Here is a 26981-nt window from a genome sequence, read left to right as displayed (position 1 = left end):
CTCGGGCGCTCGGGTGAACAGGATGTGCAGTGGCTTGTAAAGAGATTGTAAAGACCCCACGCCCTCCTCTGCCCCGCGCGTTACTCCCGCCCCTAGGGTCCGGAAGCCCGGTCGAACACGAGTCGGCATCGTCGTGACCCGATGGTTGCCCTCGCGTGTCCGCCGAGCTTTCCGAGCCGTCCCGATGTCGTGTGCGCTTGATCAGATCCCGCGCGACGTCGCTTTGCGTCCGGGGGGTCGCCCCCCGGTCGGAAAGGGGAGCACGTTGAGTCCAGCGATACCCGGGAGGGGCCCGACGCCCCCGAGCGGCGCCCGGCGGGTCAAACGCCGTGTGGCGCTGTTGTCCGTTTCCGCGCTGGCGATCACAGGGCTGGCGGCCACGACCGCGCCCTCGACATCGGCCACGCCTACGCGCGTCGACACGACGAAGGCGGTGTGGAATCCGGGCCCCGAGGACCACTACGTCAACTCCGTCGACGCGGCCATCGACACCAGTGCGCTGCCCGGCGACCCGGCCAAGGCCGCGTCGCTGAAGGCACAGAACGCCGCGGCCGACCGCAAGAACTCCGACGGCAACCCCCGTGCCGCCGCCCAGATCAAGGAGCTCGAGGCCGAGGCCGGGCGTACCGGCAAGAGCCCGGCCGAGATCAAGGCCGAGCGCAGCGGCAAGCCCGTCGACGCCAAGCAGACCGCGAAGCTGCTCACCGTCCTGGTCGAGTTCAACGACCAGGCCAACGACGACTTCTCCGGCTTCAAGCGACCGACCAGCGTTTCGGATCCGACCTGTGTGACCGAGCCTCCCGGCACGATCAAGAACGGGCCGCTGCACAACCGGATCCCGAACCCGGCGCTGAACCCGAACGACAACAACTCGCAGTGGGTGCCGAACTTCGACCAGGCCCACTACAACAAGATGCTCTACTCCAAGGAGGGCATCACCGAGCGCATGCGCACCGACCTCACGGGGCCGGACGGCAAGCCGGGCATCAGCCTCGCTGGCCAGACCATGCGCAACATGTACGAGGAGATGTCGGCCGGAAAGTACTCGGTTTCCGGCGAGGCGACGCCGTGGGTCAAGGCGCCACACTCCGAGGCCTGGTACGGCGCGGGCGCCTGCGGCAACGCGCAGCAGGACAACAGCGGCAGCCCGGCCAACCCGCTCGGCGCACAGCAGCTCGCCATCGACGCGGTCGACGAGTTGGCCAAGCAGCAGCCGAAGTTCCCGTGGGCCGACTACGACAAGGAAGACCCGGGCGACGCCGACCACGACGGCAACACCCAGGAGTCCGACGGTGTGGTGGACCACCTGGTCCTGGTGCACGCGGGCAAGGACAAGTCGGCCGGTGGCGGTGCCGAGGGCACCTACTCCATCTGGGCGCACGCGAGCACCGTGCTCTTCGGCCACCAGGTGCCCGGCAGCAACATCAAGATCGCGAACTACATCGTGCAGCCCGAGGACTCCGGAGTGGGCGTGTTCGCCCACGAGTTCGGCCACGACCTGGGCCTGCCCGACCTGTACGACAACTTCAGCGCCGGCCAGACGGACCTGAACTTCTGGGACCTGATGTCGGCCGGTTCGCACACCGGTGCGCTGTTCCAGTCGCAGCCCGCGCACATGGGCATCTGGGACAAGTACGCGCTCGGCTGGCTGACCCCCGACCTGGTCAAGGTCGGTGACCGACCCAAGGTCGCCACCCTGGGCCAGGCCGCCAAGACGCCCAAGGGCACCTCGCGGGGCATCCGGGTGAACCTGCCGAACAAGCAGGTCAAGGTCGGTACGCCGCACGGCGGCCAGAACATGTGGTACTCCGGTCAGGACCAGGCTTGGTCCGACATCCGGATCGAGCGGAACATCGCGGTGCCCGCGGGCACGGACGTGAAGTTCTGGATGTGGAACGACTACGTCATCGAGCAGGACTGGGACTTCGGCTTCGTCGAGGTGTCCACCGACAACGGTGCCACCTGGAAGCAGCTCGCGGTCAAGGACGAGTCGGGCAAGCTGGTCAGCACGCCGCCGGACTACCCGGACCCGACCAAGAACCTGGCCACATTCCGCAAGACCAGCGGTCTGACCGGCGACAGCGGCGGTTGGCGGCACGACAACGTCGACCTGACCCCGTACGCGGGGCAGAGCATCAAGCTGCGGCTGGACCTGAACACCGACGCCGCGTTCATGGAGAAGGGTTGGTTCGCCGACGACTTCTCGCTCACCAACGGCGGCGCCACGGTGTGGTCGGACGACGTGGAGAGCGGCGACAACGGCTGGACCGCGATCAAGGGCACCAACGCGATCACCAAGGGCGAGGGTTGGGGCCGCACCGGCGGCACCTTCGAGCGGGAGCAGTACTACCTGCTCGAGTGGCGCAACCTGTCCGGCTTCGACGAGGGCCTGAAGTACGCGTACACCGGGGGCGTCAACGGCAAGACCAACCGGGTGCCGTACAACGCGCCGGGCATGCTGGTCTGGCTGCGCGACAACCAGTACCAGAACAACGGCGTCAACTTCAACATCGACAACGGGCCCTCGTGGGGCCCCAAGGGCGAGCTGTTGATCGTCGACTCGCACCCGGACCCGCTGCGCTACACCGGCGAGGCCGCGGCGCAGTTCCCGCAGGTCGACCCGAACACGCCGAACATCGAGCGGCGGAACGTCTTCGCCAACCTGCCGACCCGGCCGCAGGCCGCGAACGCGGCGTTCGGGTTCGTCAAGACGTCGCCGTTCACGGACTGCATCCCCGGTACCGCGTACTGCACGTCGTTCCCGGCGCAGGCGCCGGTGACGCTGTTCACCGACACGGTGGGCTGGGCACCGGGCACCGAGCTCTACAAGGGTCGGGTGCTTCCGAAGGACCGCTACGGCTCGACCGTGGTGCCGGCGAAGGCGCCGTACTCGACCAAGGTCACCAAGGCGGACGGTTCGCTGGACCGGGACAACTTCGGCAAGCTGTTCCACGGTTCCGAACTGGGCACGGGCAACCCGGGCTTCGACAAGGGCTACGGCGTGACCGCGCTGCCGGTGCTCCCGCTGCCGGGCAACTCCGGCGCGGTGGTCTGGATCCTGCCGGCGCAGAAGTAGCGGCCGCCGCGCACGTGTTCCTCGCGTGCGGGTAGCCGCGTACCGGTTCCAACGGAAGGGGCGCTCCCGAATTCGGGAGCGCCCCTTCTGCCGTGCGCGGCGCGCGGCGCCGGCGGGTCAGTCCTCCTCGACCGCCTCGTCCGACTCGACGCCCGCGCGCTCGGCCCGGACCGCCGCGTCCAGCCGGGCCCGGGCGCCGTCGAGCCACTGCTCGCACACCACGGCGAGTCGCTCGCCGCGCTCCCACAGGGCCAACGACTCCTCCAGGGTGATGCCGCCGGTCTCCAGGCGGCGCACGACCTCGATCAGCTCGTCACGGGCCTGCTCGTAGGCCGGTGCCTCGTCCGGCGCGGGTGCGGTCTGCTCGCTCATGCCGCCAGCCTAAGGCCGGATCACGGGCGGGCCGACGTGACCCGCACGGCGGCGCCGCGGTCCGGACGCTCCCTCGACAGCGGCGCGACCAGCGTGGCCGAGGCGCCGTAGGCGAGGTCGGGACCGGGATCGCCGGTGCCGAGCACGGAGCCCTTGTACGGCACGCCGTAGTGCGCCGGATCGGGCGCGCCGTCCGCGTCGACCACGCGGGTGCTGTACGGGCCGCGCGCGGGCACCACGGTGGACCCGTTGGTGAAGCGGTCCACCGGCGCGCCGTCGACGTACTCGACCCCCGGCGCCCAGCCGCGGTCGTCGCCGAACGCGCGGACCGGTTCGCGGGCCGCGAAGTCCTGACACCACGCGCCGTTGCCGTGACACGCCCCGAACGCCGGGGTGGGCAGGAAACCGAAGGCGGCGTCCGCGGACTGCGCTCGACTCTCCAAATTCTTCCGGGGGTTGCTCTTGACCAGGTAGTGCTCGCCGGCCTCGCCGGTCCACCGGCGCGGATCCGGATGCGCGTCCATGAGCAGCGTCTGGCCCTTGGCGCCGTAGCTGGGCGGCGCGCTCAGATTGAAGTTCACGCCGTTGTTCTGGTACTCGGCGTCGCGCAGCCACACCAGCATGCCGGGCACGTCGTAGGCCAGTCGGCGCACCCGCACGCCGCGTGCGTCGCTGTGCTCGGCGGTGTACGCGTACCGCAGGCCCTGGTCGAAGCCGACCGGCGCGCGCCACTCCATCAGGTAGTACTGCTCGCGCTCGACCTCGCCGGAGGTCCGGCCCCAGCCGGCCCCGCGGGTCACCGTGTTGGTGCCCTTGATCGCGGTCCAGCCGTTGTCGCCGCTCTCCACGTCGTCCGACCACACCGTGGCGCCGCCGTTGGTGAGCGAGAAGTCGTCGGCGAACCAACCCTTCTCCATGAACGCGGCGTCGGTGTTCAGGTCCAGCCGCAGCTTGATGCTCTGCCCCGCGTACGGGGCCAGGTCGACGTTGTCGTGCCGCCAGCCGCCGGTGTCGCCGGTGAGGCCGTTGACCTTGCGCAACTCGGCGAGGTTGCGGTTCGGGTCGGGATAGCCGGGCGGGGTGCTGACCAGGTTGCCCGCGTCGTCGTGCACGGCGAGTTGGGTCCAATTCGCGCCGTCGTCGGTGGACACCTCGACGAAGCCGAAGTCCCAGTCCTGTTCGATGGTGTAGTCGTTCCACATCGAGAAGGTCGCGGACCCGCCGGCGGGCACCGCGAGGTCGCGGACGAGGCGGGCGTCGGACCATTCCTGGTCCCGCTCCGAGTACCACATGTTCGCGCCGCTGTGCGGGGTGCCGATCCGGACCCGTTCGGTGGGCAGGTCCACCCGAACCGCGGCCAGGGTGCCGGGCGCGGGCTCGGCGGCGGCGCCGAGCGAGACGGTACGCGAGCCGCCGCCGACCGGCACCACCGGCGGATCGATCCAGCCCAGCACGTACTTCGACCACGCGCCCAGGTGCGTGGGCATGGTCTGGAACAGCGGCCCGGCGTGCGAACCGGAGGACATCAGGTCCCAGAAGTCGACGTCGGTCTCGCCGCCGCTGAAGTTGTCGTACAGGTCGGGCAGGCCCAGGTCGTGGCCGAACTCGTGGGCGAACACGCCCACTCCGGAGTCCTCGGGCTGGACGATGTAGTTCGCCACCTTGAGGTCGGTGCCCGGGATGGGGTGTCCGCGCAGCACGGTGCTCGCGTGCGCCCAGATCGCGTAGGTGCCCTCGGCACCGCCGCCCGCCGACTTGTCCTTGCCCGCGTGCACGAGCACGAGGTGGTCGATCACGCCGTCGGGCTCCTGGGTGTCGCCGTCGTCGTCGGCGTCGCCCGGGTCCTCCCGGTCGTAGTCGGCCCAGGGGAGGTTCGGCTGCTGTTTCGCCAACTCGTCGACCGCGTCGGTGACGAACTGCCGCACTCCGCGCGGGTTCTGTGGACTGCCGCTGTTGTCCTGGCGGATCGCGCCGCAGTGGCCGGCCGCGTACCAGGCCTCGGAGTGCGGCACGCTCACCCAGCCCGCGGCCTCACCGCCGATCGTGTACGCGCCGTGCGACATCTCCCGGTACATGTTGCGCATGGTCAGCCCCGCGAGGCTGACGCCGGGCCGGCCGTCCGGGCCGGTGAGGTCGGGACGGACCCGCTCGGTGATGCCCTCCTCGGAGTAGAGCATGCGGTCGTAGTGGGCCTTGTCGAAGTCCGGGACCCACAGCGTGTTGTTGTCCCGGCCGGCGACGGCCGGGTCGGGGAGCAGGTTGTGCCGGGGGCCGTTCTTGACCGTGCCCGGCGGCTCGGTCACGCAGGTCGGGTCCGCGACGCTCGTCGGTCGGCTGAAACCGGAGAAGTCGTCGTCGGCGTGGTCGTTGAACTCGACCAGGATGGTCAACAGCCGGGCGTCGCGGGTGCCGGCCCCGGCCTGGGCGCGTGGGCTGACCCCGGTTCGGGCCGCGGTCGCCTCGGCCCGGGCGAGCCGGCGCGCGGGGGCGGGGTTGCCGGCGGCGAACTTGCGGTCGTACTGCCGGGCCCGTCGGTCGGCCGCGAGCGCGCGCTCACGGACCTCGGGGGACGCGCCCGGCGGGCCGTCGGGCGGCAGCGGGTCCCTCGGTGCGACGTAGTTGACGTAGGAGTCGGCGGCTGACGGATTCCACCGCGCGGGCGAGTCGTCGGCGGCGGCCACGGAGGACGTGGCGACGCCGGTGAGCAACAGCGCGGACGCGGCGAGCAGATGACGCAACACACGCGCAAACTAAGACGTTTTCGCCGCCGATCGGGTGAGACATGACTGCTTGTCATACGAACGGGTCAATGATGGGGATTTGGGGGCAGGCGGGACGTGTGGCGTGATGGGGCGTGGCGATCGGGCCGGGGCGGTCGCCGGTGGGTTCGGCGGTGGGGCCGCCGGTGGGTTCGAGTCGGGGCCGGTGACGGGCTTGCCGACGGGCGCCTCCGGGGTGATCAGTCCTTCGGGACGACCACGTCGAAGCGTCCGGCCGCCACCCGGGCGGTCAACCGCTCGCCGGCCGCCACCTCCGCGGGATCGCGCACGGCGTGCCCGTCCGCCCGCTGCAACACCGCGTAGCCGCGCTCCAGGGTGGCCGCGGGGGAGAGTGCGACGACCCGCGCGCGGGTGTGCGCCAGGTCACTCTCGGCGCGGTCCAGGAGGTGGCGCAGGGTGCGCCGGGAGCGGTCCACGAGGGCGGCCACCTCCTCCGCGCGCAGGTCCACCATGCGTTGCGGATCGGCCAGCACCGGACGCGAACGGGCGGCCCGCAACCCCTGGTACTCCCGATCGAGCCGGGCCCGCAGCGCGAGCCGCCCCCGATCGCGCACCTGGTGCACCCGGTGCATCTCCTCGCGGATGTCCGGCACGATCCGCTTCGCGGCGTCGGTGGGCGTGGACGCCCGATAGTCGGCCACCAGGTCCAGCAGCGGCGAGTCCGGCTCGTGCCCGATCGCGCTCACCACCGGCGTCGTACAGGCGAAGACGACCCGTACCAACTCCTCGCTGGAGAACGGCAACAGGTCCTCCACACTGCCGCCGCCCCGGGCCACCACGATCAGGTCGACGTCGGGGTCCGCGTCCAAAGCGCGGATCGCCTCGACCACCTGCGACACCGCGCTCACCCCCTGCACCGCGACGTTGCGCACCGCGAACCGTACGGCCGGCCAACGCCGCTTGGCGTTCTCCAACACGTCCCGCTCGGCCGCCGAGGCGCGCCCGCAGACCAGGCCGATGCGATGCGGCAGGAACGGCAACGCCTGCTTGTGCCGGGGATCGAACAGCCCCTCGGCGGTCAGCGCCCGCTTGAGCTGCTCCAACCGGGCCAACAACTCGCCGATCCCCACCGGTCGGATCTCCGCGGCCCGCAACGACAACGTCCCACGTGCCCGATACCAGTCCGCCTTCGCGTGCACGACCACCCGCGAGCCCTCGGCCACGATGTCCCCGACCGCGTCGAAGACCTTCCGATAGCAGGTCACCGAGATGGACACATCCTGCTCGGCATCCCGCAGCGTCATGAACACCACGCCCGCCCCCGGTCGCCGACTGAGCTGCGTGATCTGCCCCTCGACCCACACATCCCCCAGCCGATCGATCCACCCTCCGATCAACCGAGAGATCTCGGCCACGGGCAGGGGCGCGTCGGCGGAAGTCGTGAGAGCCATCCCCAGAGGCTAACCGGCCCACCGCCCGCCCGGGACGACGCGCGCCGAGGCCGGCGACCCGCACAACAGATCGACCCCCACGTGCGTTTCCAGGGATAGGAGAATCGCGATGCCGCCGCGGGCAGCCGGCCCTCCGTGTGTGCCGCTCCGGCGAATGCTGGAAGGCACCGTGGGCGGAGTGTTCGAGGCTCCGGACGGTGTCCGGGCCGCCTCCGGCCACGGGCCTTCGACGTCTCGAGTTCGGCCGGCGTCAGTAGTGATAGCGGGCGGCGAGGATAACGACCTCGCTGTCCGCGACCAGGTAGACGAGGCGGTGCTCGTCGTCGATCCGCCGCGACCAGGCGCCGGGCAGGTGGTACTTGAGCGGCTCGGGCTTGCCGATCCCGGTGCAGGGGTCGCGCCGCACATCCTCGATCAGCTTGTTGATCCTGGCGAGCATCTTGCGGTCGTTCCTGAGCCAGGAGGTGTAGTCCTCCCACCCGTGATCCTCGAAGACGAGCCTCACTCGGTGTCGACCTCGTCATTCGCCGAGTCGGGGTCGACCAGCGCACGCTCGGAGACGTTGCCGCCGCTCAGCGCGTTCTCGTAGGCCTTGAGCAGACGACGAGCGTTCGCCGGCGAGCGCAGCAGGTAGGAGCCTTCCCGCAGGGCCGCGTAGTCCTCGGCGGAGATGAGGACGGCGTTCCCGTGCTTGGAGACGATCTCGATGGCCTCGTGATCGTCGTTGACCTTCTTTATCAACGGGAAGAGATCCCTGCGGGCCTCGCTCGCGGTGATCGACATGACGTCACACCTTTCGGCAAGTGGTACCGAATAACGTACCACTTTTCATTGGCGAAGCCGGAAGAACGGCGACGGGCCCGCCTCCGAGAAGGCGGACCCGTACGGTGTGCGGTGCCGGTGCGGCGACCGGCGATGGTCAGACGTTGAAGCGGAACTCCACCACGTCGCCGTCCTGCATGATGTAGTCCTTGCCCTCCATGCGGGCCTTGCCCTTGGTGCGGGCCTCGGCGCGGCTGCCGGTTTCGACCAGGTCGTCGAAGCCGATCACCTCGGCCTTGATGAAGCCGCGCTGGAAGTCGGTGTGGATCACACCGGCCGCCTCGGGGGCGGTGGCGCCCTTGGCGACGGTCCAGGCGCGGGCCTCCTTGGGGCCGGCCGTGAGGTAGGTCTGCAGGCCCAGGGTGTCGAAGCCGACCCGGGCCAGGATGGACAGGCCGGATTCCTCCTGGCCCAGGCTCTGCAGCAGTTCCAGCGCCTCGGCCTCGTCCAGTTCGATCAGCTCGGACTCGATCTTGGCGTCCAGGAAGATCGCCTCGGCCGGCGCGACCAGCTCGCGCAGTTCGTCCTTGAGCTCCTCGTTGACCAGTTCGTCCTCGTCGACGTTGAAGACGTACAGGAAGGGCTTGGCGGTGAGCAGGTGCAGCTCGCGCAGCGGCTCCGGGTCGAGGCCGGCGGCGAAGACCGTGGTGCCCGCCTCCAGTACCTGCTTGGCCTTCTCCACGGCGGCGGCGACCGCGACCTTGTCCTTCTGCAGGCGCGAGTCCTTCTGCAGGCGCGGCAGGACCTTCTCGATCGTCTGCAGGTCGGCCAGGATCAGCTCGGTCTCGATGATCTCCTTGTCGTCGACCGGCGAGATCTTGCCGTCGACGTGCACCACGTCCGGGTCGGTGAAGACCCGGATGACCTGGCAGATCGCGTCCGACTCGCGGATGTTGGCGAGGAACTTGTTGCCCAGGCCCTCACCCTCGGAGGCGCCGCGCACGATGCCCGCGATGTCCACGAAGTCGACCGTGGCCGGGACCTTCTTGGCCGATCCGAAGATCTCCGCCAGCTTGTCCAGACGCGGGTCCGGCACGCCCACCACGCCCACGTTCGGCTCGATGGTCGCGAACGGGTAGTTCGCCGCGAGCACGTCGTTCTTGGTCAGGGCGTTGAAAAGCGTCGACTTGCCGACGTTGGGCAGGCCGACGATTCCGATGGTGAGCGACAACTGGATTCCCTGGCTTCTCGGCGATCGATGTGGCGCGCTGCGGACATACAAGCGCCTTCGGAAAGTGTAGGTGGTGGCCTGTGGCCAGTAGCATCCCTGGTTTCGTACGCCGGCCACTCAACGACGGGGACATCGATGAGCCGCACCTCGAACACCCAGCACAACCGCAGGCAGCTCATCGACGGCGTGCTGTGGGAGTCCAAGCCCATGCGCGTCCTGCTGTTCACCGCGTTCATCCCGATCGCGCTCGGCTTCTTCGACCTGGCCGGCCTCGGACTGCCGACCGTCGTGGCCGTGGCCCTCTACGGCGGGCTCAGCCTCTTCGTACTCGTCGGCTTCGCGCTCTACCAGTACCGCAAGCTCTCGATCGGCCCCAACGGTCTGGTCTTCCACGGCCTGTTCCGCACGCGCGGCCTGCGTTGGGAGGAGATCTCCTCGGTCGAGGTCAAGCTCAAGGCCAACGCGGGTGACAGCCCCTGCTACGCGGTGGTGCGCTGCGCGATGCGGGCCGGCGGCCGCAAGCAGCACACGATCAACTTCCTGGGCAAGGAGATGTTGCCGTACCTGGCCGTGGACCTGCGCTGGTACGCCGCCTCGCGCGCCATCCCGGTCCAGGTCCTCGGCACCGCCGAGGTGGTTCACGCCGTGGACACGGTGGAGAGCGGCGCCCGGGCGTGACCGACGCCACGCCCATCCGACGACCCGGGTGAATTACTCGGCCCGAACTGCCACCAATCCCGGCCGGGAAAGCGTCCTCCCTGGTGAACCCGAGAATTCGGGGGCAGGAAACAGATCGGTCGAGGACGAGGTGAGCGGCGACCGGGCGGACGTTTCGACAGGGCGGAGTGAGGTTTTTCGTGTTCTTGGACGGTTTTGACCGTGATGCGGCAATACCTTGGGTGGATGGAACAGCGCAGCCGAGCGGGAGCGCGTCCCGTACCGACCCGGAACCCCCGGAAAAGGCCGCCCGTGCCGGCGCCGGGACGAGGTGACGCCGTGCGCCGTCGATCCGTTTCGTCCGCGCCGATTCCACCGGCCTCGACACCCGCCGACCGCGAACCGCCCCGGGAGCGCACCGGCCCTCGGCCCCACCCTCGTCGCCCCGGCGCCCCCTCGCGGCGGGCGAACGGCGCGCCCGGCGGATACCGCCCGTCCGGCAGCGGCCTGACCGCCGCCGGTGCGGCCGTGTTCGGCTTCGGCGGCACCCTGCTCGGCGGCCTCGTCGACCACCTGGCCACCGATCGGCTGGGATTCGTGTTCGGGTTCGCGTTCCTGGTCGCCTCGGTGTTCGTGGCCTGGAAGGTGCGCGCCCAGGACTGGCTCGCCGCGATCATCACGCCGCCGATCGCGTTCGCCACGACCGTCGTGCTCGTGAGCACCCTGCTGGGCGACGACACGCAGGAGAGCCATCTCTCCCGGGTGGGCCTGGACCTGATCACCGCGCTGTCCTTCAAGGCCGGTCTGCTGTGGGGCGGTACCGCCCTGGCCGCCGTCGTCGTCCTGGTCAAACGCCGCGCGGCCGACCACCCGTAGCGCGAATCCCGCGAGCCCGCGATACGCGGGGCGGGTCCGCGTACGCCGAAAAGGCCCCGGGCGCGCCGAAAGGCTCGCGGGTGCGCTCGAAAGAGCCGAGCGGGCGCCGAAAAGCCGACGGGCCCGTCCGATGCCTCGGACCGGCCCGTCACCGACAAGTCGCCCACATCACGCACCCCGCGCCCGCCACCGGCACGCGCGGCCTCAGGCGTTGCGCAGGTCCCGGCGCAGCTCCTGCGGCAGCGCGAACTGCAGACGCTCCTCCACCGATCGGTGAATGTGCACGTCGCCGAAGCCGCGCTCGGCCAGCCACGCCAGCACGCCGTCCACGAGCACCTCGGGCACCGACGCGCCGGAGGTGACGCCGACCGTGCCGACCCCCTCCAGCCACTCGTCCTTCAGCTCTTCCGCGTAGTCGACCAGGTACGACGCCCGGGCGCCCGCCTCCAGCGCGACCTCGACCAGCCGCACCGAGTTGGACGAGTTGGTCGAGCCGACCACGATCACCAGGTCCGACTCGGCGGCGATCTGCTTGACCGCGACCTGGCGGTTCTGCGTCGCGTAGCAGATGTCGTCACTCGGCGGGTCGATCAGCAGCGGGAGCCGCTTGCGCAACTCCTTGACCGTGGCGATGGTCTCGTCCACGGACAGCGTGGTCTGGGACAGCCAGGCCACCTTCGACGGGTCGCGCACCTCGACGTTCGCGACGCCCTCGGGGCCGTCCACCAGGTGGATGTGATCGGGCGCCTCACCGGCGGTGCCGATCACCTCCTCGTGGCCCTCGTGGCCGATCAGGAGGATGTCGTAGCCCTCCTCGGCGAAGCGCACGGCCTCCTTGTGCACCTTGGTCACGAGCGGGCACGTGGCGTCGATCGTGCGCAGCGAACGGGCCGCCGCCTCCTCGTGCACCACGGGAGCCACACCGTGGGCGGAGAAGACGACCGTGGCGCCCTCGGGCACCTCCGCCGTCTCGTCCACGAAGATCGCCCCGCGCTTCTCCAGCGTCTCGACGACGTATTTGTTGTGCACGATCTGCTTGCGCACGTACACCGGCGCACCGTACAGATCGAGGGCCTTCTCGACGGTCTCGACGGCTCGGTCGACGCCCGCGCAGTACCCCCGGGGGGCGGCGAGCAGGACGCGGCTGGTTGACGACATGTGTCCATCGTACGGGCGGCCACGCGTGCTCCACCGGGGCCCGCGCGGCAAAGCGCGCGTAATAGGGTCCTTTGTCGAGGCCGGCCGTCGGTGCGCCGCGCCCCGGACAGGACCAGGTCCACCCACGCCGTCCACGGGAAGACGTCGGATGCCCTTCAGCTCAGCGGAACGGCCCGGAAACGACACGTCGCGTCGATCGGAGTCCGCGAAGCGGCGCCGGGTGAGCTGGGATCTGCTGCGGGTGACGTTCGTGGGGCTGGTGCTGCTGTTCCACGGCACCCATCTGGCCCGGCAGTGGCATCCCGAATTGGCCGCGCGTCCGTTCGTCTTTCCGTACCAGTTGGGCGCGAGCCTGCTCCTGGTCGTGTCCGGCTACTTCGCGGCGGTCTCGCTGCGCAAGGGCGACGTGGTGCGCTGGTGGGTCGGCCGGATGGCGCGGATGTTGCCGGCGTTCTTCGTCGGCGTGCTCGGCACGTCGCTGTTCCTGCGGCTGTGCGCGCCGCCGGGATGGTACGCGCCGAACCTGCGCGACGTGCTCGCCAATCTGGCCATGCTCTGGAACTGGAAACCGCAGTCGTACACCTATGTGGACGCGGCCTACTGGACGATTCCGCTGCAACTGGTGTGGTTCACCGCGATCTTCGCGCTGTGGCGCTCGCGCCGGGTGCACGGGGACGCGACGGTGCGCACGTTGTGGCTGGTGTTGTGCCTCGAACTGTTCCTGTTGCCGGTCCGGCTGCACCTGCAATCGGAGGCGTTCCGCACGCTCTACGACGGGTTCGGGCTCTACCGCGTGCACCTGTTCGTCGCCGGCATCGGGGTGCACCTGTGGTCACGGCATCGCGTCCGCGGCCCGCACGCGGTGTTCCTGCTCGGCGCGTGCTCGTTCGTGCACCTGTGCCAGACCCGGCACGCGTCCTGGACGGTCGGACTCGTGCTGGGCATCGCCGCGATCTGCGTCGCGGCGCTGGGGCCGGACTGGGACCGATGCGTGCCCGCGTGGGCGGGTCGCGCGCTGCAGTGGACGGCCGGGATCACCTACGCGATGTACCTGGTGCACCAGTCGATCGGCTACGTGGTGATGCGCCGACTCCAGGACCACGGCGTCGGCGCGGTGGGGCAACTGCTCGCGTTGGGTGTGCTGGCGGTGCTGCTCGGCTGGCTGCTCACGGTGCTGGTGGAACGTCCCGCGCATCGCGCGATCATGCGCGGCTTCGATCGGCTGCGGCCCAAGCCCTGAGCGGCGGTCCGGCCGGGTGCCGCCGCGCGCGATCCCCGGGCATTCCTCGCGCCCTCACAGCGTGTACTCGGAGAAGAACGCCCACATCAGTTCATTGGCCGAGATCTCCTGGTTGATCCGGCCGAAGCCGCGCACCTCGGTGCCCGCCGCGCCCGGCCAGGTGTGCCCCGCGTCGGACTGCGTGTACAGGACCACCGCCGCGCCGCCCGCGCAGCCGGTGTACGCCGTGCGCTCGACGTGCCGGGACACGCGGGTGCGTACCGCCGTGCTCGGGCAGTCGTCGACGGCCGCCCAGCGCCGCGCCGCCTCGGTCACCGAATAGGTCCAGCGCGACGCCCGCCCACCGTCGTAGGGGTTGGCCTGGTCGGCCAGGCCGTGGAAGGTCAGCACCGGGACCGGTCGGATCGGTCGGCACGGCGCCGGCCGCGCGCCGTCGGTGCCGTCCGCGCGCAGGCCCGCGACCGGCGCCACGGCCGCTATCCGCCGACTCAGCGTGCAGGCCAACAGCGAGGTCATCCGCGCCCCGCCGGAGAATCCGGTCGCGTACACGCGCCGGTCGTCCAGGCACAACGAGCGGTCGAGCGCGTCCAGCGTGGCGCCGACGAAGCCGACCTCGTCCCGGCCGCCGACCGCGGCCGGGTGGCCGCCGTACAGCGGCACACCGGGGATGTTCCAGGCCCGCCCGCCGGTCGTCCCGGGGTAGCTCAGGCCGCCCTCCGGGATCGCCACGACGAAGCCGTAGCGCTCGGCGGACGCGCCCAGACCGGTGATCGCCATCTGCGCCGCGCCGGTGCTGTTGCTGCCGTGCAGGTTCAGCACCAGCGGCCGCGGCCGGGCGCCGTCGTAGCTGCGCGGGACGTACGCCTGGACCCGGTAGGTCTCGCCGGAGAAGGACACCGGCACGGCCACCCACCCCTGCCGGTCCCGCCCGTCGCACCCGGTGTCCGCGGCGGCGGATCCGGTCGCCGCGGCCGGGCCGTCCTGGCGGGCCGTCAACCGGGCCAGCGCGAACACCGCGAGCACCGCCGCGACCGCGGCGAACACCGCGAGCACCCGGCACACCCGCAGGCCGGTACACCGGAATCCCGCCACAGCCACCCCACCTCGTTCGGTGATCCGGGTCCGGATCCGGTCCGTTTCGCGAGCATGTCCCCGAAGACAGACGTTCGCGAACCGTCCAAGGTTGCCTCATACGGCGACCGCTCGGCACGTAGAGTTGTCCGCCATGACCGGGACCCGCATCGTCGTCGGCGCCGCGATCCTCCACCGAGGGCGCGTACTCGCCGCGTGCCGCAGCGCGCCGGCGGAGTTGGCGGGTGGTTGGGAGTTCCCCGGCGGCAAGGTCGAGCCGGGCGAGAGCGAGGCCGCGGCCCTGGTCCGGGAGTGCCACGAGGAGCTCGGCGCGACGGTGCGACCGGTACGCCGGCTGCCCGGCGCCTGGCCGCTCGCGCGTGGGTATGTGCTGCACGTGTGGCTCGCCGACCTGGTCGCGGGCGAGCCCCGGGCGCTCCAGGACCACTCGGCGCTGCGCTGGCTCGGCTCCGGCGAGGTGTCCGGGCTCGACTGGCTGGCCCCCGATCGCCCGGCCGCGGAACTGGTCGCGAAGGTGCTCGCGAAACCGGTCGCGGCCGAGTCGGAGAAGCGGTCCACAGGCCCCGAAATGCCGCCGAGAACACCTGTCGGGTCGACTCGGCCGCACCCGGCGGCCGGGCTTGAGAACGTGATCAACCGGGAAAACGGTCCGGAGTAGCAGCGACAAAGGGATCCGCCGTCCATGGAGCAGCGCCGAGAAGCCGATCGGAATCCGGGGGACGCGACCCGGCGATCCACGGCGCCCGGTTCCCTGTTCGATCTCGTCCCGTCGGCCACGTGGGTGCTCGACGCCGAGGGTCGGATCGTGATGTGGAGCGCCGCCGCCGAGCAGTTGTTCGGCTATCGACGCGAGGACATCCTCGGAGCCCGCGCGGTCGACCTGGTGCATCCGCCGTTCACCGCCGCGCAGGAGGCCGCCACGGGGCAGGCCGTCGCGGGTGCGGACGTCTTCGCCGGCTCGTACACGATGCGCAGGGGCGACGGCACGCTGTGCACGGTGGAGTCGCGCGCGGCCTTCGCCGAGGACCTGGCCGGGAACCGGTTCGTCCTGATCACCTCGATGGACTCGACGGTGGTGCGCAAGGTCGAGGCCGACCTGGCGATCCGCGAGGCGCTGTTCGACCAGTCGCCGATCGGCGTGGGCATCTTCGACGCCGACCTGCGCTACGTCGCGGTCAACGACGCGCTCGCCGCGATCAACCGGCTGCCCGTGGAGGAACACATCGGGCGCCGGCTCGAGGAGGTCCGTCCCGGGATGGACACCGAGCGGGTGCGCACGATCCAGCAGCGGGTGCTGGAGACCGGCGAGCCCGTGGTCGACTCGCGGATCTTCGGCCCGATCCCCACCGACGGCAGCCCGCGCACCGTGTGGTCGATGTCGTACAACCGGCTGGAGGCGCCCGGCGGCCGGATCCTGGGCATCAGCTGTTCGCTGATCGACGTGACCGAGCGGCACTACGCGATGGTCAAGGTGGACGCCGCGCGCAAGCGGCTCGCGCTGCTGAACGAGGCGGGCACCCGACTCGGCGCCACCCTGGACATCCCCCGGATCGCCGAGGAGCTGACCGCGTCGGTGGTGCCCGGCTTCGCCGACCTGGCCGCGGTGGACCTGCTCGACGCGATCGTGCAGGGCGAGGAGATCCCGCCCGGCGCGCACGCCGAGAAGGCCCGCCTGCAACGTGTGGCCTCGCGCGGCGCGCGCCCGGGGCGATACACCGACGAACTGCTCCGTCAGGGCAGCACCCTGGTCTACGCGGCCGACTCGACGTTCGGCCGATGTCTGCGCACGGGCGGCTCGTACCTGATGCGCAACGTGCAGGACGACATGTACGACGAGCTGATCCACGATCCCGGCCGGGCCGAGGCCGCCCGCGCGCTGGGCCTGCACACGATGATCGTGGTGCCGCTCAGCGCCCGGGGCGTGGTGCTCGGCACGATGCTGCTCGGACGCGGCGAGGGCCGACCCGCGTTCGACCCGGACGACCTCACGCTCGCCACCGAACTGGGCTCGCGCGCGGCCGTTTCGGTGGACAACGCGCGGCTGTACCACCACCAGCGCGAGACCGCGGTGATGCTCCAGCGCAGCCTGTTGCCACAGAACCTGCCCACGCTGCCGGGCATCGCGGTCGCGCACCGCTACCTGCCGGGCAGTTCGGTGACCGAGGTCGGCGGCGACTGGTACGACGTGATCCCGCTGTCCGGCGGCCGGATCGGGCTCGTGGTCGGCGACGTGATGGGCCACGGCGTGCACGCGGCGGCGGTGATGGGCCAACTGCGCACCGCGGTACGCACGCTCGCGGGCCTGGAGTTGCCGCCGGCCGAGGTGCTCGGGCACCTGGACGACATCGTGGTGGGCCTGGGCGAGCTGCACTACGCGACGTGTGTCTACGTGGTCTACGACCCGGTGGCGCGCACCTGCGAGTTCGCCAGCGCGGGGCACATGCCGCCGGTCCTGGTACCGCCGGGCGGCCGGCCGCGCGTGGTCGACAACCCGCCCGGGACGGTGCTGGGGGTGGGCGGCCTCGGCTTCGAACAGGGCGATTTCGCGGTCGAGTCGGGCAGCACCCTGGTGTTGTACACCGACGGCCTGGTGGAGACCCGTGATCGCTCGCTCGACGTCGGCATCGACCTGCTCTGCACTGCCGTGGCGGGCCCCCTGGGCACCCTCGAGCAGACCGCGGACAAGGTGGTCGCGGACGTGCACGAGGAGCCGGGATTCGACGACGTCGCCCTGCTCGTGGCCCGCCTGGACGCGCTCGCCGAGGACTCGGTCGCCTCCTGGTGGCTGCCGGCCGAACCCGCGGTGGTCTCCCGCGCCCGCGAACTCAGCCGCAAGACCCTCACCGAGTGGGGCCTGGACGCGCTGGTCGACATCACCGAACTGCTGGTCAGCGAACTCGTCACGAACGCGCTGCGCTACGGCGCGGGCCCGATCCGACTGCGCCTGCTGCGCGGCCGGGCCCTGCTGTGCGAGGTCGCGGACGCCGGCACCACCCTTCCGCGCATGCGTGAGGCCGAGGACACCGACGAGGGCGGCCGCGGCCTGCAACTCGTCAACCAACTCGCCGAACGCTGGGGCAGCCGAAAGTCCGGCCACGGCAAGACGGTCTGGTTCGAACTGCCTTTGCCGGAGTAGCCGTTGCCGATCGACGCCGTGGACAATCGACACGGCCGGCCGCGCCGGTCGACAACAAACAATGGCCCCGCCATCGGCGGAACCGCCGTCCGGTTCATTGATGTGCCGTACGACGGCACGTCGTCCGGGGCGTAATCGAGGGGGACCGCCGGATGGGATCGAGTGCGGCCGGGTGCCACTCCTGCGAGCAGGAGGCGCTGTTCGCGGAGTTGCCGACGCGGGAGCGGGTCGCGTTCGACGCGCACTGGCGGGTGGCGCACGCGTTCGACAGTGCGCTCGAGGGGTGGTTGGTGCTGGTTCCTCGGCGGCATGTCGAGTCGATCGCGGAGTTGACCGAGGCCGAGGCGCTCACGCTCGGGACCTGGCAGGTCGCCCTCGCGCGGGCGTTGCGCGAGGTGACCGGCTGCACGAAGACCTATGTGGCGCAGTTCGCCGAGCGCGAGGGGTTCGCGCACGTGCACTTCCACATCGTGCCGCGACCGCCCGACTCGGTGGCGGAGCTGCGCGGGCCGCGCGCGTTTGCGATGCTCGGGCGTCCGGAGGGCGAGCGGGTCGCGGCCGAGCGGATGGACGCGTTGGCCGACGCTCTGCGCGCGGTGCTGGGCCGACCGGCGATTTCCGGCCGGCCCAGGTGACGACGCGAGGCTCTGGGCCGAGCGTCGTCCCGCCCCTCAGTCCCCGGACCCCCGTCGCCGGATCTTGTTGCCCAGCCACACCAGCGGGTCGTACTTGCGGTCCGCGACCCGCTCCTTCATCGGAATCAGCGCGTTGTCGGTGATGTGGATGTTCTCCGGACACACGTCCGTACAACACTTGGTGATGTTGCACAGGCCCAGGCCGTGCTCCTCCTGGGCGGCCTTCTGCCGGTCCGCGACGTCCAGGGGGTGCATGTCCAGCTCGGCGATCCGCATCAGGAAGCGCGGGCCGGAGAAGGCCGCCTTGTTGTCCTCGAAGTCACGGATGACGTGGCAGGTGTTCTGGCACAGGAAGCACTCGATGCACTTGCGGAACTCCTGCGAGCGTTCGACGTCGACCTGCTGCATGCGGTACTCGCCCGGCTCCAGGCCGGGCGGCGGCGTGAACGAGGGCACCTGCCGGGCCTTGGCGTAGTTGAACGACACGTCGGTGACCAGGTCGCGGATCACCGGGAACGTGCGCATCGGGGTGACCGTGACCACCTCCTCCGGCGTGAACGTGCTCATCCGCGTCATGCACAACAGCCGGGGCCGGCCGTTGATCTCGGCGCTGCACGAACCACACTTGCCCGCCTTGCAGTTCCACCGCACCGCGAGGTCCGGCGCCTGGGTGGCCTGCAGGCGATGGATGATGTCGAGGACCACCTCGCCCTCGTTCACCTCGACCTTGAAGTCGCACAGCTCGCCGCCGGCCTCGTCGCCGCGCCAGATCCGAAAGTCCGCCTTGTAGGACATCAGCCGTCCTCCCCGGGAAGTTCCGTGTCGGTCAGGTACTTCTTCAGCTCGTCGCGCTCGAAGAGTTCGAGCAGGTCGGCACGCATCGGTACGGCCTCGCTCCGGGTCAGGGCCACGGACAGGTGCTCCGCGTCCGGGTCGACGATCGAGCACGCGAGCACCACCCGACGCCACTGCGCGGACATCCCGGGGAAGTCGTCGCGGGTGTGCCCGCCCCGGCTCTCCTGGCGTTCCAGTGCCGAGCGCGCCACGCACTCGCAGACCAGCAGCATGTTCCGCAGGTCCAGGGCCAGGTGCCAGCCCGGGTTGTACTGCCGGTGGCCCTCCACGCCCGCCTTGGCCGCGCGCGCCTTGAGCTCCTCCAGGCGGCCCAGCGCCTCGGTCATCTCGCTCTCTTTGCGGATGATGCCGACCAGGTCGTTCATGGTCTGCTGGAGTTCCTGGTGGACCGTGTACGGGTTCTCCGCGCTTTCCACCGCGAACGGCGCGAGCGCCTCGGCGGCGGCCGCGTCGATCTGCTCCTGGGCGGCTTCGCGCCGCGCCTCGCCGATCTCCTCGGCATAGCGCGCCGCGTGCTCGCCCGCCCGACGGCCGAACACCAGCAGGTCGGACAGCGAGTTCCCGCCGAGCCGATTGCTGCCGTGCATGCCGCCGGCGACCTCACCGGCCGCGTACAGGCCCAGCACGCCCGGCGTCGCGGCGGTGTCCGGATCCACCGCGATCCCGCCCATCACGTAGTGGCAGGTGGGCCCGACCTCCATCGCCTCGGCCGTGATGTCGACGTCGGCCAGTTCCTTGAACTGGTGGTACATCGACGGGAGTTTGCGGCGGATCTCCTCGGTCCCGCCGGCCATCCGGCCGACCACGGTCAGGAACACCCCGCCGTGCGGCGACCCCCGGCCCGCCTTGACCTCGGAGTTGATCGCACGGGCGACCTCGTCCCGGGGCAGCAACTCGGGCGGGCGCTTGTTGTTCTCCTGGTCGTTGTACCAACGGTCGCCTTCGGCCTCGGACTTGGCGTACTTCTCCTTGAACACGTCCGGGATGTAATCGAACATGAAGCGCCTGCCCTCGGAGTTGAGCAGCACTCCGCCGTCCCCGCGCACCGACTCGGTGACCAGGATTCCCTTCACCGACGGCGGCCAGACCATGCCGGTCGGGTGGAACTGGACGAACTCCATGTTGATCAGCGGCGCGCCCGCGAGCAACGCGAGGGCCTGCCCGTCCCCCGTGTACTCCCACGAGTTCGAGGTCACCTTGAAGCCCTTGCCGATCCCGCCGGTGGCCAGCACGACGGCCGGCGCGTCGAACACCGTGAAGCGGCCCGACTCGCGCCAGTAGCCGAACGCGCCGGTGATCCGGGTGCCGGCCTCGGAACCCGCGTCCGGGACGGTCAACAGGCGGGTGATCGTGCACTCCTGAAAGACCTTCAGTCGTGCCTCGGGATCGCCGAACTCGCGCTCGTCCTGCTGTTGCAGGGCGACGATCTGCTGCTGGAGGGTACGGATCAGCTCCAGACCGGTGCGGTCGCCGACGTGTGCCAGCCGCGGATACTCGTGGCCGCCGAAGTTGCGCTGACTGATCCGACCGTCCGCGGTGCGGTCGAACAACGCGCCCCAGGACTCCAACTCCCAGACCCGGTCCGGGGCTTCCTTCGCGTGCAGTTCGGCCATCCGCCAGTGGTTGAGGAACTTGCCGCCGCGCATCGTGTCGCGGAAGTGCACCTTCCAACTGTCCTGCGAGTTGACGTTGCCCATCGAGGCGGCGATCCCGCCCTCGGCCATCACGGTATGGGCCTTGCCGAACAGCGACTTGCAGACGACGGCGGTGCGCAGGCCGCGCATCCGGGCCTCGATCGCGGCCCGCAACCCGGCGCCGCCCGCGCCGATCACGACCACGTCGTACGAATGACGTTCCACTTCGGACACGAGTGCCACTCCTGTACTGGGCTGGGCCGGGGTGTTTCCGGTGATGCTCGGGCTTGGGAGCGTTTACACGGGGGTGAGTCGCCGCTCCAGGCGGGCGAACTCGGAACAGGCGCGCTCGAACCGGCGAAGCTTGCGCGAGCGCGCTCGGAGCAGACGCGCTCAGAAGAAGCGGGGGTCGTCGAAGGCGCCGCTCGCGACCAGGTACACGTACAGATCGGCCAGTGCGACGCTGAACAGCGAGGCCCAGGCGAGTTCCATGTGCCGGCCGTTGAGCCTGCTGACGAAACCCCACAAGCGGTAGCGCACCGGGTGCTTGGAGAAGTGCTTGAGCTTGCCGCCGACGATGTGCCGGCACGAGTGGCAGGAAAGCGTGTACGCCCAGATCAGCAACACGTTGGCGAGCAGCACCAGCGTGCCGAGCCCCATGTGCCCCCAGGCGCCGTGCTCGTCGCGGAACGCGATCAGCACGTCCCAGGACAGGATCACCGCCACGATCGTGGCGAACCAGAAGAAGTAGCGGTGGATGTTCTGCACGATCAGCGGGAACCGGGTCTCACCCGAGTACGAGCCGCGCGGCTCGGGGACCGCGCACGCCGACGGCGACGCCCAGAAGCCCCGGTAGTAGGCCTTGCGGTAGTAGTAGCAGGTCAGTCGGAAGCCGAGCGGGAAGATCAGGATCAGCAGCGCGGGGGACAGGCCCCACCAGTCGCCGAACAGTGGCGCGTTCGCGCTCATCGGCATGCTGTCGCACTTGGACGCCAGACACGGCGAGTAGAACGGCGACACGTACGGCTCGGCGAAGTAGTCGTCGTTCGCGAACGCGCGCCAGGTCGAATAGACGATGAACGCGGACAGGATGGACACCGTCACCGCGGGCGAGAGCCACCAGCGGTCCGTGCGCAGATGCCGGGCTTGGATCTGTGCCCGGCCGGGCGCGTTGGTGCCGGTACCGCCGGCGGGTCCCGTCGTCCCTGTAGCCAAGACGTCACCTTCCTGTGCGGCGGGGCGGTCGCATGCCACCCACGCCTTCGTCGTCCGCGTCCGCGAAGAGGACCGGGTCGTAAGGCAGGTCGGACATCACTTCGGTCGGCGTCGGGACGGGAACGACCGCCGGTTCGCTCTCGGCGACCGTCTCGGCCAGGAAGCCGAGACTGCTCCGCGCCCGGTCCACGTCGTCGCCGAGCCTGCGGACGCCGTACGTGTCGCCGAGCGTGCGGCGCAGAGCGCGCACCGCGCGTGCCAGATCGTCGAGCCTGCGCCTGGCCAGAGCCAGGTCCTCTTGCGCCCGATTCGTCAAGATCGCGCTCACCTCCTGCTTTTCCGGCGCCACGTCGTCGGGGCCGGGGGATGGGGATGGTGTTGCGGACTTGCCATTGATTCCCGAGGTGGGATCGTCGGCAGTCTGGCGCGAACGATCAATCGATGGAAAGTGTTTCGAGGATCTGATGGGTCACAGATCGGGAAAACATGATCAACGACGAAAAGATCACCGGAATTCGATCTTCGAGGAACAAGATCGAATTCCGGTGATCAGGACGAACGGGGTTCGAGGATCTCCGCGACGGGCGGGAAAGACGAGGTTTAACGATCTTCGCGAGGCTTAACGGTCCTCGATGCGCATCGTGGCCGCCGGGCTGGATTCCACCCGGGTACGGGTCGCGCCGATTCGCGGCCGGCCGGGAAGAATGCGCTCCGCTTCGGCGAGCGCCTCGCGCGCGGCGACGATGTCGCCCTCGGCGCACACGCACAGCGCGAAAGTGCACAACGCGTCGGCGTGCCCGGCGCGCGACGAACGCTTTTCGGTGGCCACCAGGCGTTTGGCGGCGCGTACCGCCTTGGGCGCGTTTCCGTGCAACACCATCAGCAGCGGTTCGTCGTCCTCGGATTCGAGCCGGATGGTCGCACCGGAGGGATGCAGGTAGGAATCACCGGGTTTGCGCAGTGCCTCCTCGGCGGCGGCCAGGTTGTCCGCGAGCGGCACCGTGCCCATGATCAGCGCCTGCACCATCACCTCGCCGAACAGCGCGCGGGCGGTGTCCCAGGCCGGGTGGCTCGGTCCGATCCGGTCCAGGTAGGCCCGGGCGACCGCCGCCGCGGCGGCGTCGTCGGCGTGCGCCTCGAGCGCCTGGACCCGTGCGAAAGTGCGATAGGGCTCACTTTCGGGCCCCTCGGGAATCAGATCGGCCAATTGTTCGACCATTGCGACATCCCCGTCGCGATACGCCTCGGTGGCCCGTTCGTACAGCAGCCGGGCCCGCCCCGCCGGGGTGCCCTGATCGGACGATGGGGGTGTCTCACCGGCCGCCATATCGGATGGAACGGGCCCAAAGGTCCCGTCCTGCCGGTCGGCGGCCCGTCGGGACCACCGCTTGCGGATGCGCTCGTTGAAGGACTCGCCAGACTCGCTCACACCTACGGATTCTGCCCTGTGGGGCCTTCGAACGGCGGTCGGCGGGCGCCGGGACCGAGCGCGGGACGCTCCTCCCCGTACGATTGACCTTGGCGCCGAGGAGGCAGGCCGGTTCGCGCGACGCTTATCGCGCGGCTGAGGAGGCTCGCGGTCGCCGGCCCGTCCGTAGCATCCCCGACTGAAGCCGAGAGACACGCAGCCGTGCCCACGCGCCATGACATCCGCAACGTCGCCATCGTCGCCCACGTCGACCACGGCAAGACCACCCTCGTCGACGCCATGCTGAAGCAGGCGGGCACGTTCAGTGCCCACCACCAGATGGACGATCGGGTGATGGACTCCAACGACTTGGAGCGCGAGAAGGGCATCACCATTCTCGCGAAGAACACCGCCGTCGCCTATCACCCCAAGGACGGTGGCCCCACGGTCACCATCAACATCATCGACACGCCCGGCCACGCCGACTTCGGCGGAGAGGTGGAGCGCGGACTGTCGATGGTGGACGGTGTCGTGCTGCTCGTCGACGCTTCGGAAGGCCCGCTTCCGCAGACCCGCTTCGTGCTCCGCAAGGCGCTCGCGGCGAAGATGCCGGTCATCCTGTGCATCAACAAGGTCGACCGTCCCGACTCGCGCATCTCCGAGGTCGTCGACGAGACCTACGAGCTGTTCATGGACCTGGACGCGACCGAGGAGCAGATCGAGTTCCCCATCGTCTACGCGTGCGCGCGGGACGGTGTGGCCACCCTGGTGCGTCCCACCGACGGCACCGTGCCCACCGACAGCGACAGCCTGGAGCCGTTCTTCCAGGCCATCCTGGACTCCATCCCGGCCCCCGAGTACGACGAGGGCGCGCCGCTCCAGGCGCACGTGACCAACCTGGACGCATCCAACTTCCTCGGCCGGATCGCGCTGTGCCGCGTGCACCAGGGCACGATCCGCAAGGGTCAGCAGGCCGCGTGGTGCCGGCACGACGGCACCATCGAGCGGGTCAAGATCACCGAGCTGCTGATGACCGACCAGCTCGAGCGCAAGCCCGCCGAGGAGGCCGGTCCCGGCGACATCATCGCGATCGCCGGTATCCCGGAGATCATGATCGGCGACACCATCGCCGACCCCGAGGACCCGCGTCCGCTGCCGCTGATCACGGTGGACGAGCCCGCGATCTCGATGACCATCGGTACCAACACCTCGCCGCTGGTCGGCAAGGGCGGCAAGGGCCACAAGGTCACCGCGCGCCTGGTCAAGGACCGCCTGGAGCGCGAGCTGGTCGGCAACGTGTCGCTGCGCGTACTGCCCACCGAGCGTCCCGACACGTGGGAGGTCCAGGGCCGCGGCGAGCTTGCCCTGGCGATCCTGGTGGAGACCATGCGCCGGGAGGGCTTCGAGCTCACCGTCGGCAAGCCGCAGGTGGTCACCCGCGAGGTCAACGGCAAGATCCACGAGCCGGTGGAGCGGCTGACCATCGACTCGCCGGAGGAGTACCTCGGCGCGATCACCCAGCTCCTGGCGTCCCGCAAGGGCCGCATGGAGACCATGACCAACCACGGCACCGGCTGGATCCGGATGGAGTTCGTGGTGCCCGCGCGTGGCCTGATCGGCTTCCGCACCGAGTTCCTCACGGACACCCGGGGCACCGGCATCGCGCACAGCGTGCACGAGGGCTACGAGCCGTGGTTCGGCGAGATCCGGACCCGCAACAACGGCTCCCTGGTCGCCGACCGCGCGGGTGTCGCGACGCCGTTCGCGATGATGAACCTGCAGGAGCGCGGTCAGATGTTCGTCGAGCCGACCACCGAGGTGTACGAGGGCATGATCGTCGGCGAGAACTCGCGCGCCGACGACATGGACGTCAACATCACCAAGGAGAAGAAGCTCACGAACATGCGCTCGTCGACCTCCGACGAGACCGAGAAGCTGATCCCGCCGCGCAAGCTGTCGCTGGAGCAGGCGCTCGAGTTCTGCCGCGAGGACGAGTGCATCGAGGTGACCCCGGAGACCGTGCGCATCCGCAAGGTCGTTCTCGATCAGAAGGAGCGCGGCCGCTCGGCCTCGCGTGCCAAGCGCTGATCATTTGACGGTCGCCGTCGGCGACCCGAAACGAGCCGGTGACCTGCGGTCGAATCCGCAGGTCACCGGCTTTTCGCATGCTGAGACCAAGTCGATATCTTTGCCCGGTTATATTCGTTATGTTGGCTATGTGCGCGAAATATTCGATCAGTAATCGATCAACTTCGAACTTTCAAGGAAACGTAAATGTTAATTACTTTTCGTTTCAAGGTTTACTCTGACTGCCTCTTGACGTCCGGGTAATTGGGTTGCGAGAGTCCGTGCGGCCACCAAACCAAACGGCACTCGGTCGAACCCGACCTCACCTCGGGGGTATTTGCGGCAATGACCATGCAACCCCAGCTGGTCCCGGAAGCGGGCGGACCCCCGGCTTCAGGGGAACCCGGCGCGATGCTCGACAAAACGGGCGTCGGCGCCGTACCGAAAGAGATCGTGGGGCGTTCGCCGAGCCAACTGGCATGGCGGCGCTTTCGCAAGGATCGTATCGGTATGGTCTCGACGGCCATAGTGGTTTTCTTTTTCGTGATCGCTTTTGCCGCGCCCTTGATCTCGAAGCTGTACGGCAAGAACCCTTACACGCGTTACGGCCAGACCGAGCCCGGGCTGCTCAACTCCCGCGGGTTCCCGATCGCGCCCAACGGTGGCATGTCCGGGGAGTACTGGTTCGGCATCGAGCCGACGCTGGGCCGGGACGTGCTGACCCAACTCGTCTACGGCATCCGGACGTCCCTGCTGCTCGCGGTCATCGTGGTGCTGATCGTCACGATCATGGGCACCATCCTGGGGATCACGGCCGGCTACCTCGGTGGTCGGACCGACTACGTCATCAGTCGGGTCATCGACACCCTCCTGGCGATGCCGTCGCAGCTGTTCTTCATCGCCTTCACGCCGATCGCCCTCGCGCTGTTCGTGAGCGACCGCGAGACCACGCCGACCTGGCTGCGGGCCACGGCGCTGATCATCGTGTTGTCGCTCTTCGGCTGGTGCCGGATCGCCCGCATCCTGCGCGGGCAGGTGCTGTCGATGCGCGAGCGCGAGTTCATCGAAGCCGCCAAGATCAGCGGCGCGAGCTCCAGGCGGATCATCTTCCGCGAGCTGCTGCCCAACCTGTGGACCCCGATCCTGATCGTCGCGACGATCGAGGTGCCGACCTACGTCACCACCGAGGCGGCACTCTCCTTCCTCGGCGTCGGCATGACGGAGCCGACCCCCGACTGGGGCCGGATGATCCACAAGGGCTTCGAGAACATGCAGAGCGACGTCACGTACATGGCCTTCCCGGCCGCCGCGATGGTGATCTTCGTACTCGCCTTCAACCTCTTCGGCGACTCGGTCCGCGACGCGCTGGACCCCAAGGCCAACCGATGAGGGGGCG

Annotated in this window: 22 protein-coding genes; 9 read left to right on the top strand and 13 right to left on the bottom strand. The window is 69.7% G+C overall.

The features are described from left to right. Positions 1 to 331: 331 nt before the first annotated feature. A complete protein-coding gene (locus ACZ4FV_RS01960) occupies positions 332 to 3076 on the top strand; it encodes an immune inhibitor A domain-containing protein (RefSeq protein ID WP_465321598.1) in 2745 nt (914 codons plus the stop codon). Between the two features lie 117 nt (positions 3077 to 3193). Here the strand turns inward: ACZ4FV_RS01960 and ACZ4FV_RS01955 are convergent, their stop codons facing one another. From ACZ4FV_RS01955 to ychF, 6 genes are all read right to left on the bottom strand, one after another. Beyond that, entirely contained in the window at positions 3194 to 3448 is a 255-nt protein-coding gene (locus tag ACZ4FV_RS01955; protein WP_395870415.1) for an exodeoxyribonuclease VII small subunit, read from the bottom strand. A 20-nt stretch (positions 3449 to 3468) separates the two neighbouring features. Continuing rightward, positions 3469 to 6189: an immune inhibitor A domain-containing protein gene (locus ACZ4FV_RS01950; protein WP_395870417.1), complete on the bottom strand. Its 2721-nt coding sequence runs from the start codon at positions 6187 to 6189 to the stop codon at positions 3469 to 3471. A gap of 218 nt (positions 6190 to 6407) precedes the next feature. Beyond that, complete coding sequence (xseA, locus tag ACZ4FV_RS01945; RefSeq protein WP_406296936.1) at positions 6408 to 7619, bottom strand: exodeoxyribonuclease VII large subunit; 1212 nt, start codon at positions 7617 to 7619, stop codon at positions 6408 to 6410. 250 nt (positions 7620 to 7869) lie between these two features. Next, a complete protein-coding gene (locus tag ACZ4FV_RS01940; RefSeq protein WP_395870420.1) occupies positions 7870 to 8124 on the bottom strand; it encodes a Txe/YoeB family addiction module toxin in 255 nt (84 codons plus the stop codon). Beyond that, positions 8121 to 8402 carry a type II toxin-antitoxin system Phd/YefM family antitoxin gene (locus tag ACZ4FV_RS01935; protein WP_395870422.1) on the bottom strand — a complete coding sequence of 94 codons (282 nt, stop codon included), beginning with the start codon at positions 8400 to 8402 and terminating at the stop codon, positions 8121 to 8123. Before ACZ4FV_RS01935 ends, ACZ4FV_RS01940 begins: the two co-directional genes overlap by 4 nt. A 136-nt stretch (positions 8403 to 8538) precedes the next feature. Further along, positions 8539 to 9612 carry a redox-regulated ATPase YchF gene (ychF, locus tag ACZ4FV_RS01930; RefSeq protein WP_395870423.1) on the bottom strand — a complete coding sequence of 358 codons (1074 nt, stop codon included), beginning with the start codon at positions 9610 to 9612 and terminating at the stop codon, positions 8539 to 8541. Positions 9613 to 9747: 135 nt separating this feature from the next. On the opposite strand from ychF, the gene ACZ4FV_RS01925 reads away from it, so the two are divergent. Continuing rightward, on the top strand, positions 9748 to 10290 hold the full coding sequence (locus tag ACZ4FV_RS01925; RefSeq protein WP_465321595.1) for a hypothetical protein: 543 nt from the start codon (positions 9748 to 9750) through the stop codon (positions 10288 to 10290). Between the two features lie 318 nt (positions 10291 to 10608). Beyond that, entirely contained in the window at positions 10609 to 11145 is a 537-nt protein-coding gene (locus ACZ4FV_RS01920) for a DUF6542 domain-containing protein (RefSeq protein WP_402233954.1), read from the top strand. A 204-nt stretch (positions 11146 to 11349) separates the two neighbouring features. Here ACZ4FV_RS01920 and ACZ4FV_RS01915 read toward each other — a convergent pair whose 3' ends face one another. Then, complete coding sequence (locus tag ACZ4FV_RS01915; protein WP_395870429.1) at positions 11350 to 12303, bottom strand: 4-hydroxy-3-methylbut-2-enyl diphosphate reductase; 954 nt, start codon at positions 12301 to 12303, stop codon at positions 11350 to 11352. A gap of 220 nt (positions 12304 to 12523) precedes the next feature. Between ACZ4FV_RS01915 and ACZ4FV_RS01910 the strand changes: the two genes are divergently transcribed. Then, positions 12524 to 13543: an acyltransferase family protein gene (locus ACZ4FV_RS01910; protein ID WP_465321594.1), complete on the top strand. Its 1020-nt coding sequence runs from the start codon at positions 12524 to 12526 to the stop codon at positions 13541 to 13543. 54 nt (positions 13544 to 13597) lie between these two features. On the opposite strand, the gene ACZ4FV_RS01905 is transcribed toward ACZ4FV_RS01910, so the two are convergent. Further along, positions 13598 to 14641: a CE1 family esterase gene (locus tag ACZ4FV_RS01905; protein ID WP_402233958.1), complete on the bottom strand. Its 1044-nt coding sequence runs from the start codon at positions 14639 to 14641 to the stop codon at positions 13598 to 13600. Between the two features lie 127 nt (positions 14642 to 14768). Between ACZ4FV_RS01905 and ACZ4FV_RS01900 the strand changes: the two genes are divergently transcribed. The 3 genes from ACZ4FV_RS01900 to ACZ4FV_RS01890 all read left to right on the top strand — a co-directional run bounded on the left by ACZ4FV_RS01900 (position 14769) and on the right by ACZ4FV_RS01890 (position 18406). Continuing rightward, the gene (locus ACZ4FV_RS01900; RefSeq protein ID WP_395870435.1) at positions 14769 to 15293 is read left to right on the top strand and encodes a (deoxy)nucleoside triphosphate pyrophosphohydrolase; all 525 of its coding nucleotides are present in this window, start codon (positions 14769 to 14771) and stop codon (positions 15291 to 15293) included. A 24-nt stretch (positions 15294 to 15317) separates the two neighbouring features. Next, positions 15318 to 17771, top strand: coding sequence for a SpoIIE family protein phosphatase (locus ACZ4FV_RS01895; RefSeq protein ID WP_395870437.1), 2454 nt, complete (start codon positions 15318 to 15320; stop codon positions 17769 to 17771). A 152-nt stretch (positions 17772 to 17923) separates the two neighbouring features. Then, positions 17924 to 18406 (top strand): HIT family protein, encoded by a 483-nt coding sequence (locus tag ACZ4FV_RS01890; RefSeq protein WP_402233961.1) that lies wholly within the window; start codon positions 17924 to 17926, stop codon positions 18404 to 18406. Positions 18407 to 18442: 36 nt separating this feature from the next. Here the strand turns inward: ACZ4FV_RS01890 and ACZ4FV_RS01885 are convergent, their stop codons facing one another. From ACZ4FV_RS01885 to ACZ4FV_RS01865, 5 genes are all read right to left on the bottom strand, one after another. Next, positions 18443 to 19201 carry a succinate dehydrogenase/fumarate reductase iron-sulfur subunit gene (locus tag ACZ4FV_RS01885; RefSeq protein WP_395870444.1) on the bottom strand — a complete coding sequence of 253 codons (759 nt, stop codon included), beginning with the start codon at positions 19199 to 19201 and terminating at the stop codon, positions 18443 to 18445. Continuing rightward, the gene (locus ACZ4FV_RS01880; protein WP_465321592.1) at positions 19201 to 21129 is read right to left on the bottom strand and encodes a fumarate reductase/succinate dehydrogenase flavoprotein subunit; all 1929 of its coding nucleotides are present in this window, start codon (positions 21127 to 21129) and stop codon (positions 19201 to 19203) included. The genes ACZ4FV_RS01885 and ACZ4FV_RS01880 overlap by 1 nt, the downstream gene beginning before the upstream one ends. Positions 21130 to 21288: 159 nt before the next feature. After that, a complete protein-coding gene (locus ACZ4FV_RS01875; RefSeq protein WP_395870448.1) occupies positions 21289 to 22110 on the bottom strand; it encodes a hypothetical protein in 822 nt (273 codons plus the stop codon). 4 nt (positions 22111 to 22114) lie between these two features. Further along, a complete protein-coding gene (locus ACZ4FV_RS01870) occupies positions 22115 to 22438 on the bottom strand; it encodes a hypothetical protein (protein WP_395870449.1) in 324 nt (107 codons plus the stop codon). Between the two features lie 291 nt (positions 22439 to 22729). Next, a complete protein-coding gene (locus ACZ4FV_RS01865; RefSeq protein WP_465321591.1) occupies positions 22730 to 23539 on the bottom strand; it encodes a hypothetical protein in 810 nt (269 codons plus the stop codon). A gap of 201 nt (positions 23540 to 23740) precedes the next feature. On the opposite strand from ACZ4FV_RS01865, the gene typA reads away from it, so the two are divergent. Together typA and ACZ4FV_RS01855 are read left to right on the top strand one after the other, a co-directional pair. Then, complete coding sequence (gene typA, locus ACZ4FV_RS01860; RefSeq protein ID WP_395870453.1) at positions 23741 to 25606, top strand: translational GTPase TypA; 1866 nt, start codon at positions 23741 to 23743, stop codon at positions 25604 to 25606. 324 nt (positions 25607 to 25930) lie between these two features. Beyond that, complete coding sequence (locus ACZ4FV_RS01855) at positions 25931 to 26974, top strand: ABC transporter permease (RefSeq protein WP_395870455.1); 1044 nt, start codon at positions 25931 to 25933, stop codon at positions 26972 to 26974. Positions 26975 to 26981 lie beyond the last annotated feature (7 nt).

It is taken from the genome of Embleya sp. NPDC025285, from assembly GCF_055558835.1.
The sequence above is the reverse complement of the archived record's forward strand: the minus strand, read 5'-3'. Positions and strand labels throughout refer to the sequence as shown.

What these genes read in the sequence shown, in the direction of transcription:
- ACZ4FV_RS01955 (WP_395870415.1), bottom strand. Translation starts at nt 3,448, where the DNA reads ATGAGCGAGCAGACCGCACCCGCGCCGGACGAGGCACCGGCCTACGAG.
- xseA (WP_406296936.1), bottom strand. Translation starts at nt 7,619, where the DNA reads ATGGCTCTCACGACTTCCGCCGACGCGCCCCTGCCCGTGGCCGAGATC.
- ACZ4FV_RS01935 (WP_395870422.1), bottom strand. Translation starts at nt 8,402, where the DNA reads ATGTCGATCACCGCGAGCGAGGCCCGCAGGGATCTCTTCCCGTTGATA.
- ACZ4FV_RS01925 (WP_465321595.1), top strand. Translation starts at nt 9,748, where the DNA reads ATGAGCCGCACCTCGAACACCCAGCACAACCGCAGGCAGCTCATCGAC.
- ACZ4FV_RS01915 (WP_395870429.1), bottom strand. Translation starts at nt 12,303, where the DNA reads ATGTCGTCAACCAGCCGCGTCCTGCTCGCCGCCCCCCGGGGGTACTGC.
- ACZ4FV_RS01900 (WP_395870435.1), top strand. Translation starts at nt 14,769, where the DNA reads ATGACCGGGACCCGCATCGTCGTCGGCGCCGCGATCCTCCACCGAGGG.
- ACZ4FV_RS01895 (WP_395870437.1), top strand. Translation starts at nt 15,318, where the DNA reads ATGGAGCAGCGCCGAGAAGCCGATCGGAATCCGGGGGACGCGACCCGG.
- ACZ4FV_RS01890 (WP_402233961.1), top strand. Translation starts at nt 17,924, where the DNA reads ATGGGATCGAGTGCGGCCGGGTGCCACTCCTGCGAGCAGGAGGCGCTG.
- ACZ4FV_RS01885 (WP_395870444.1), bottom strand. Translation starts at nt 19,201, where the DNA reads ATGTCCTACAAGGCGGACTTTCGGATCTGGCGCGGCGACGAGGCCGGC.
- ACZ4FV_RS01855 (WP_395870455.1), top strand. Translation starts at nt 25,931, where the DNA reads ATGACCATGCAACCCCAGCTGGTCCCGGAAGCGGGCGGACCCCCGGCT.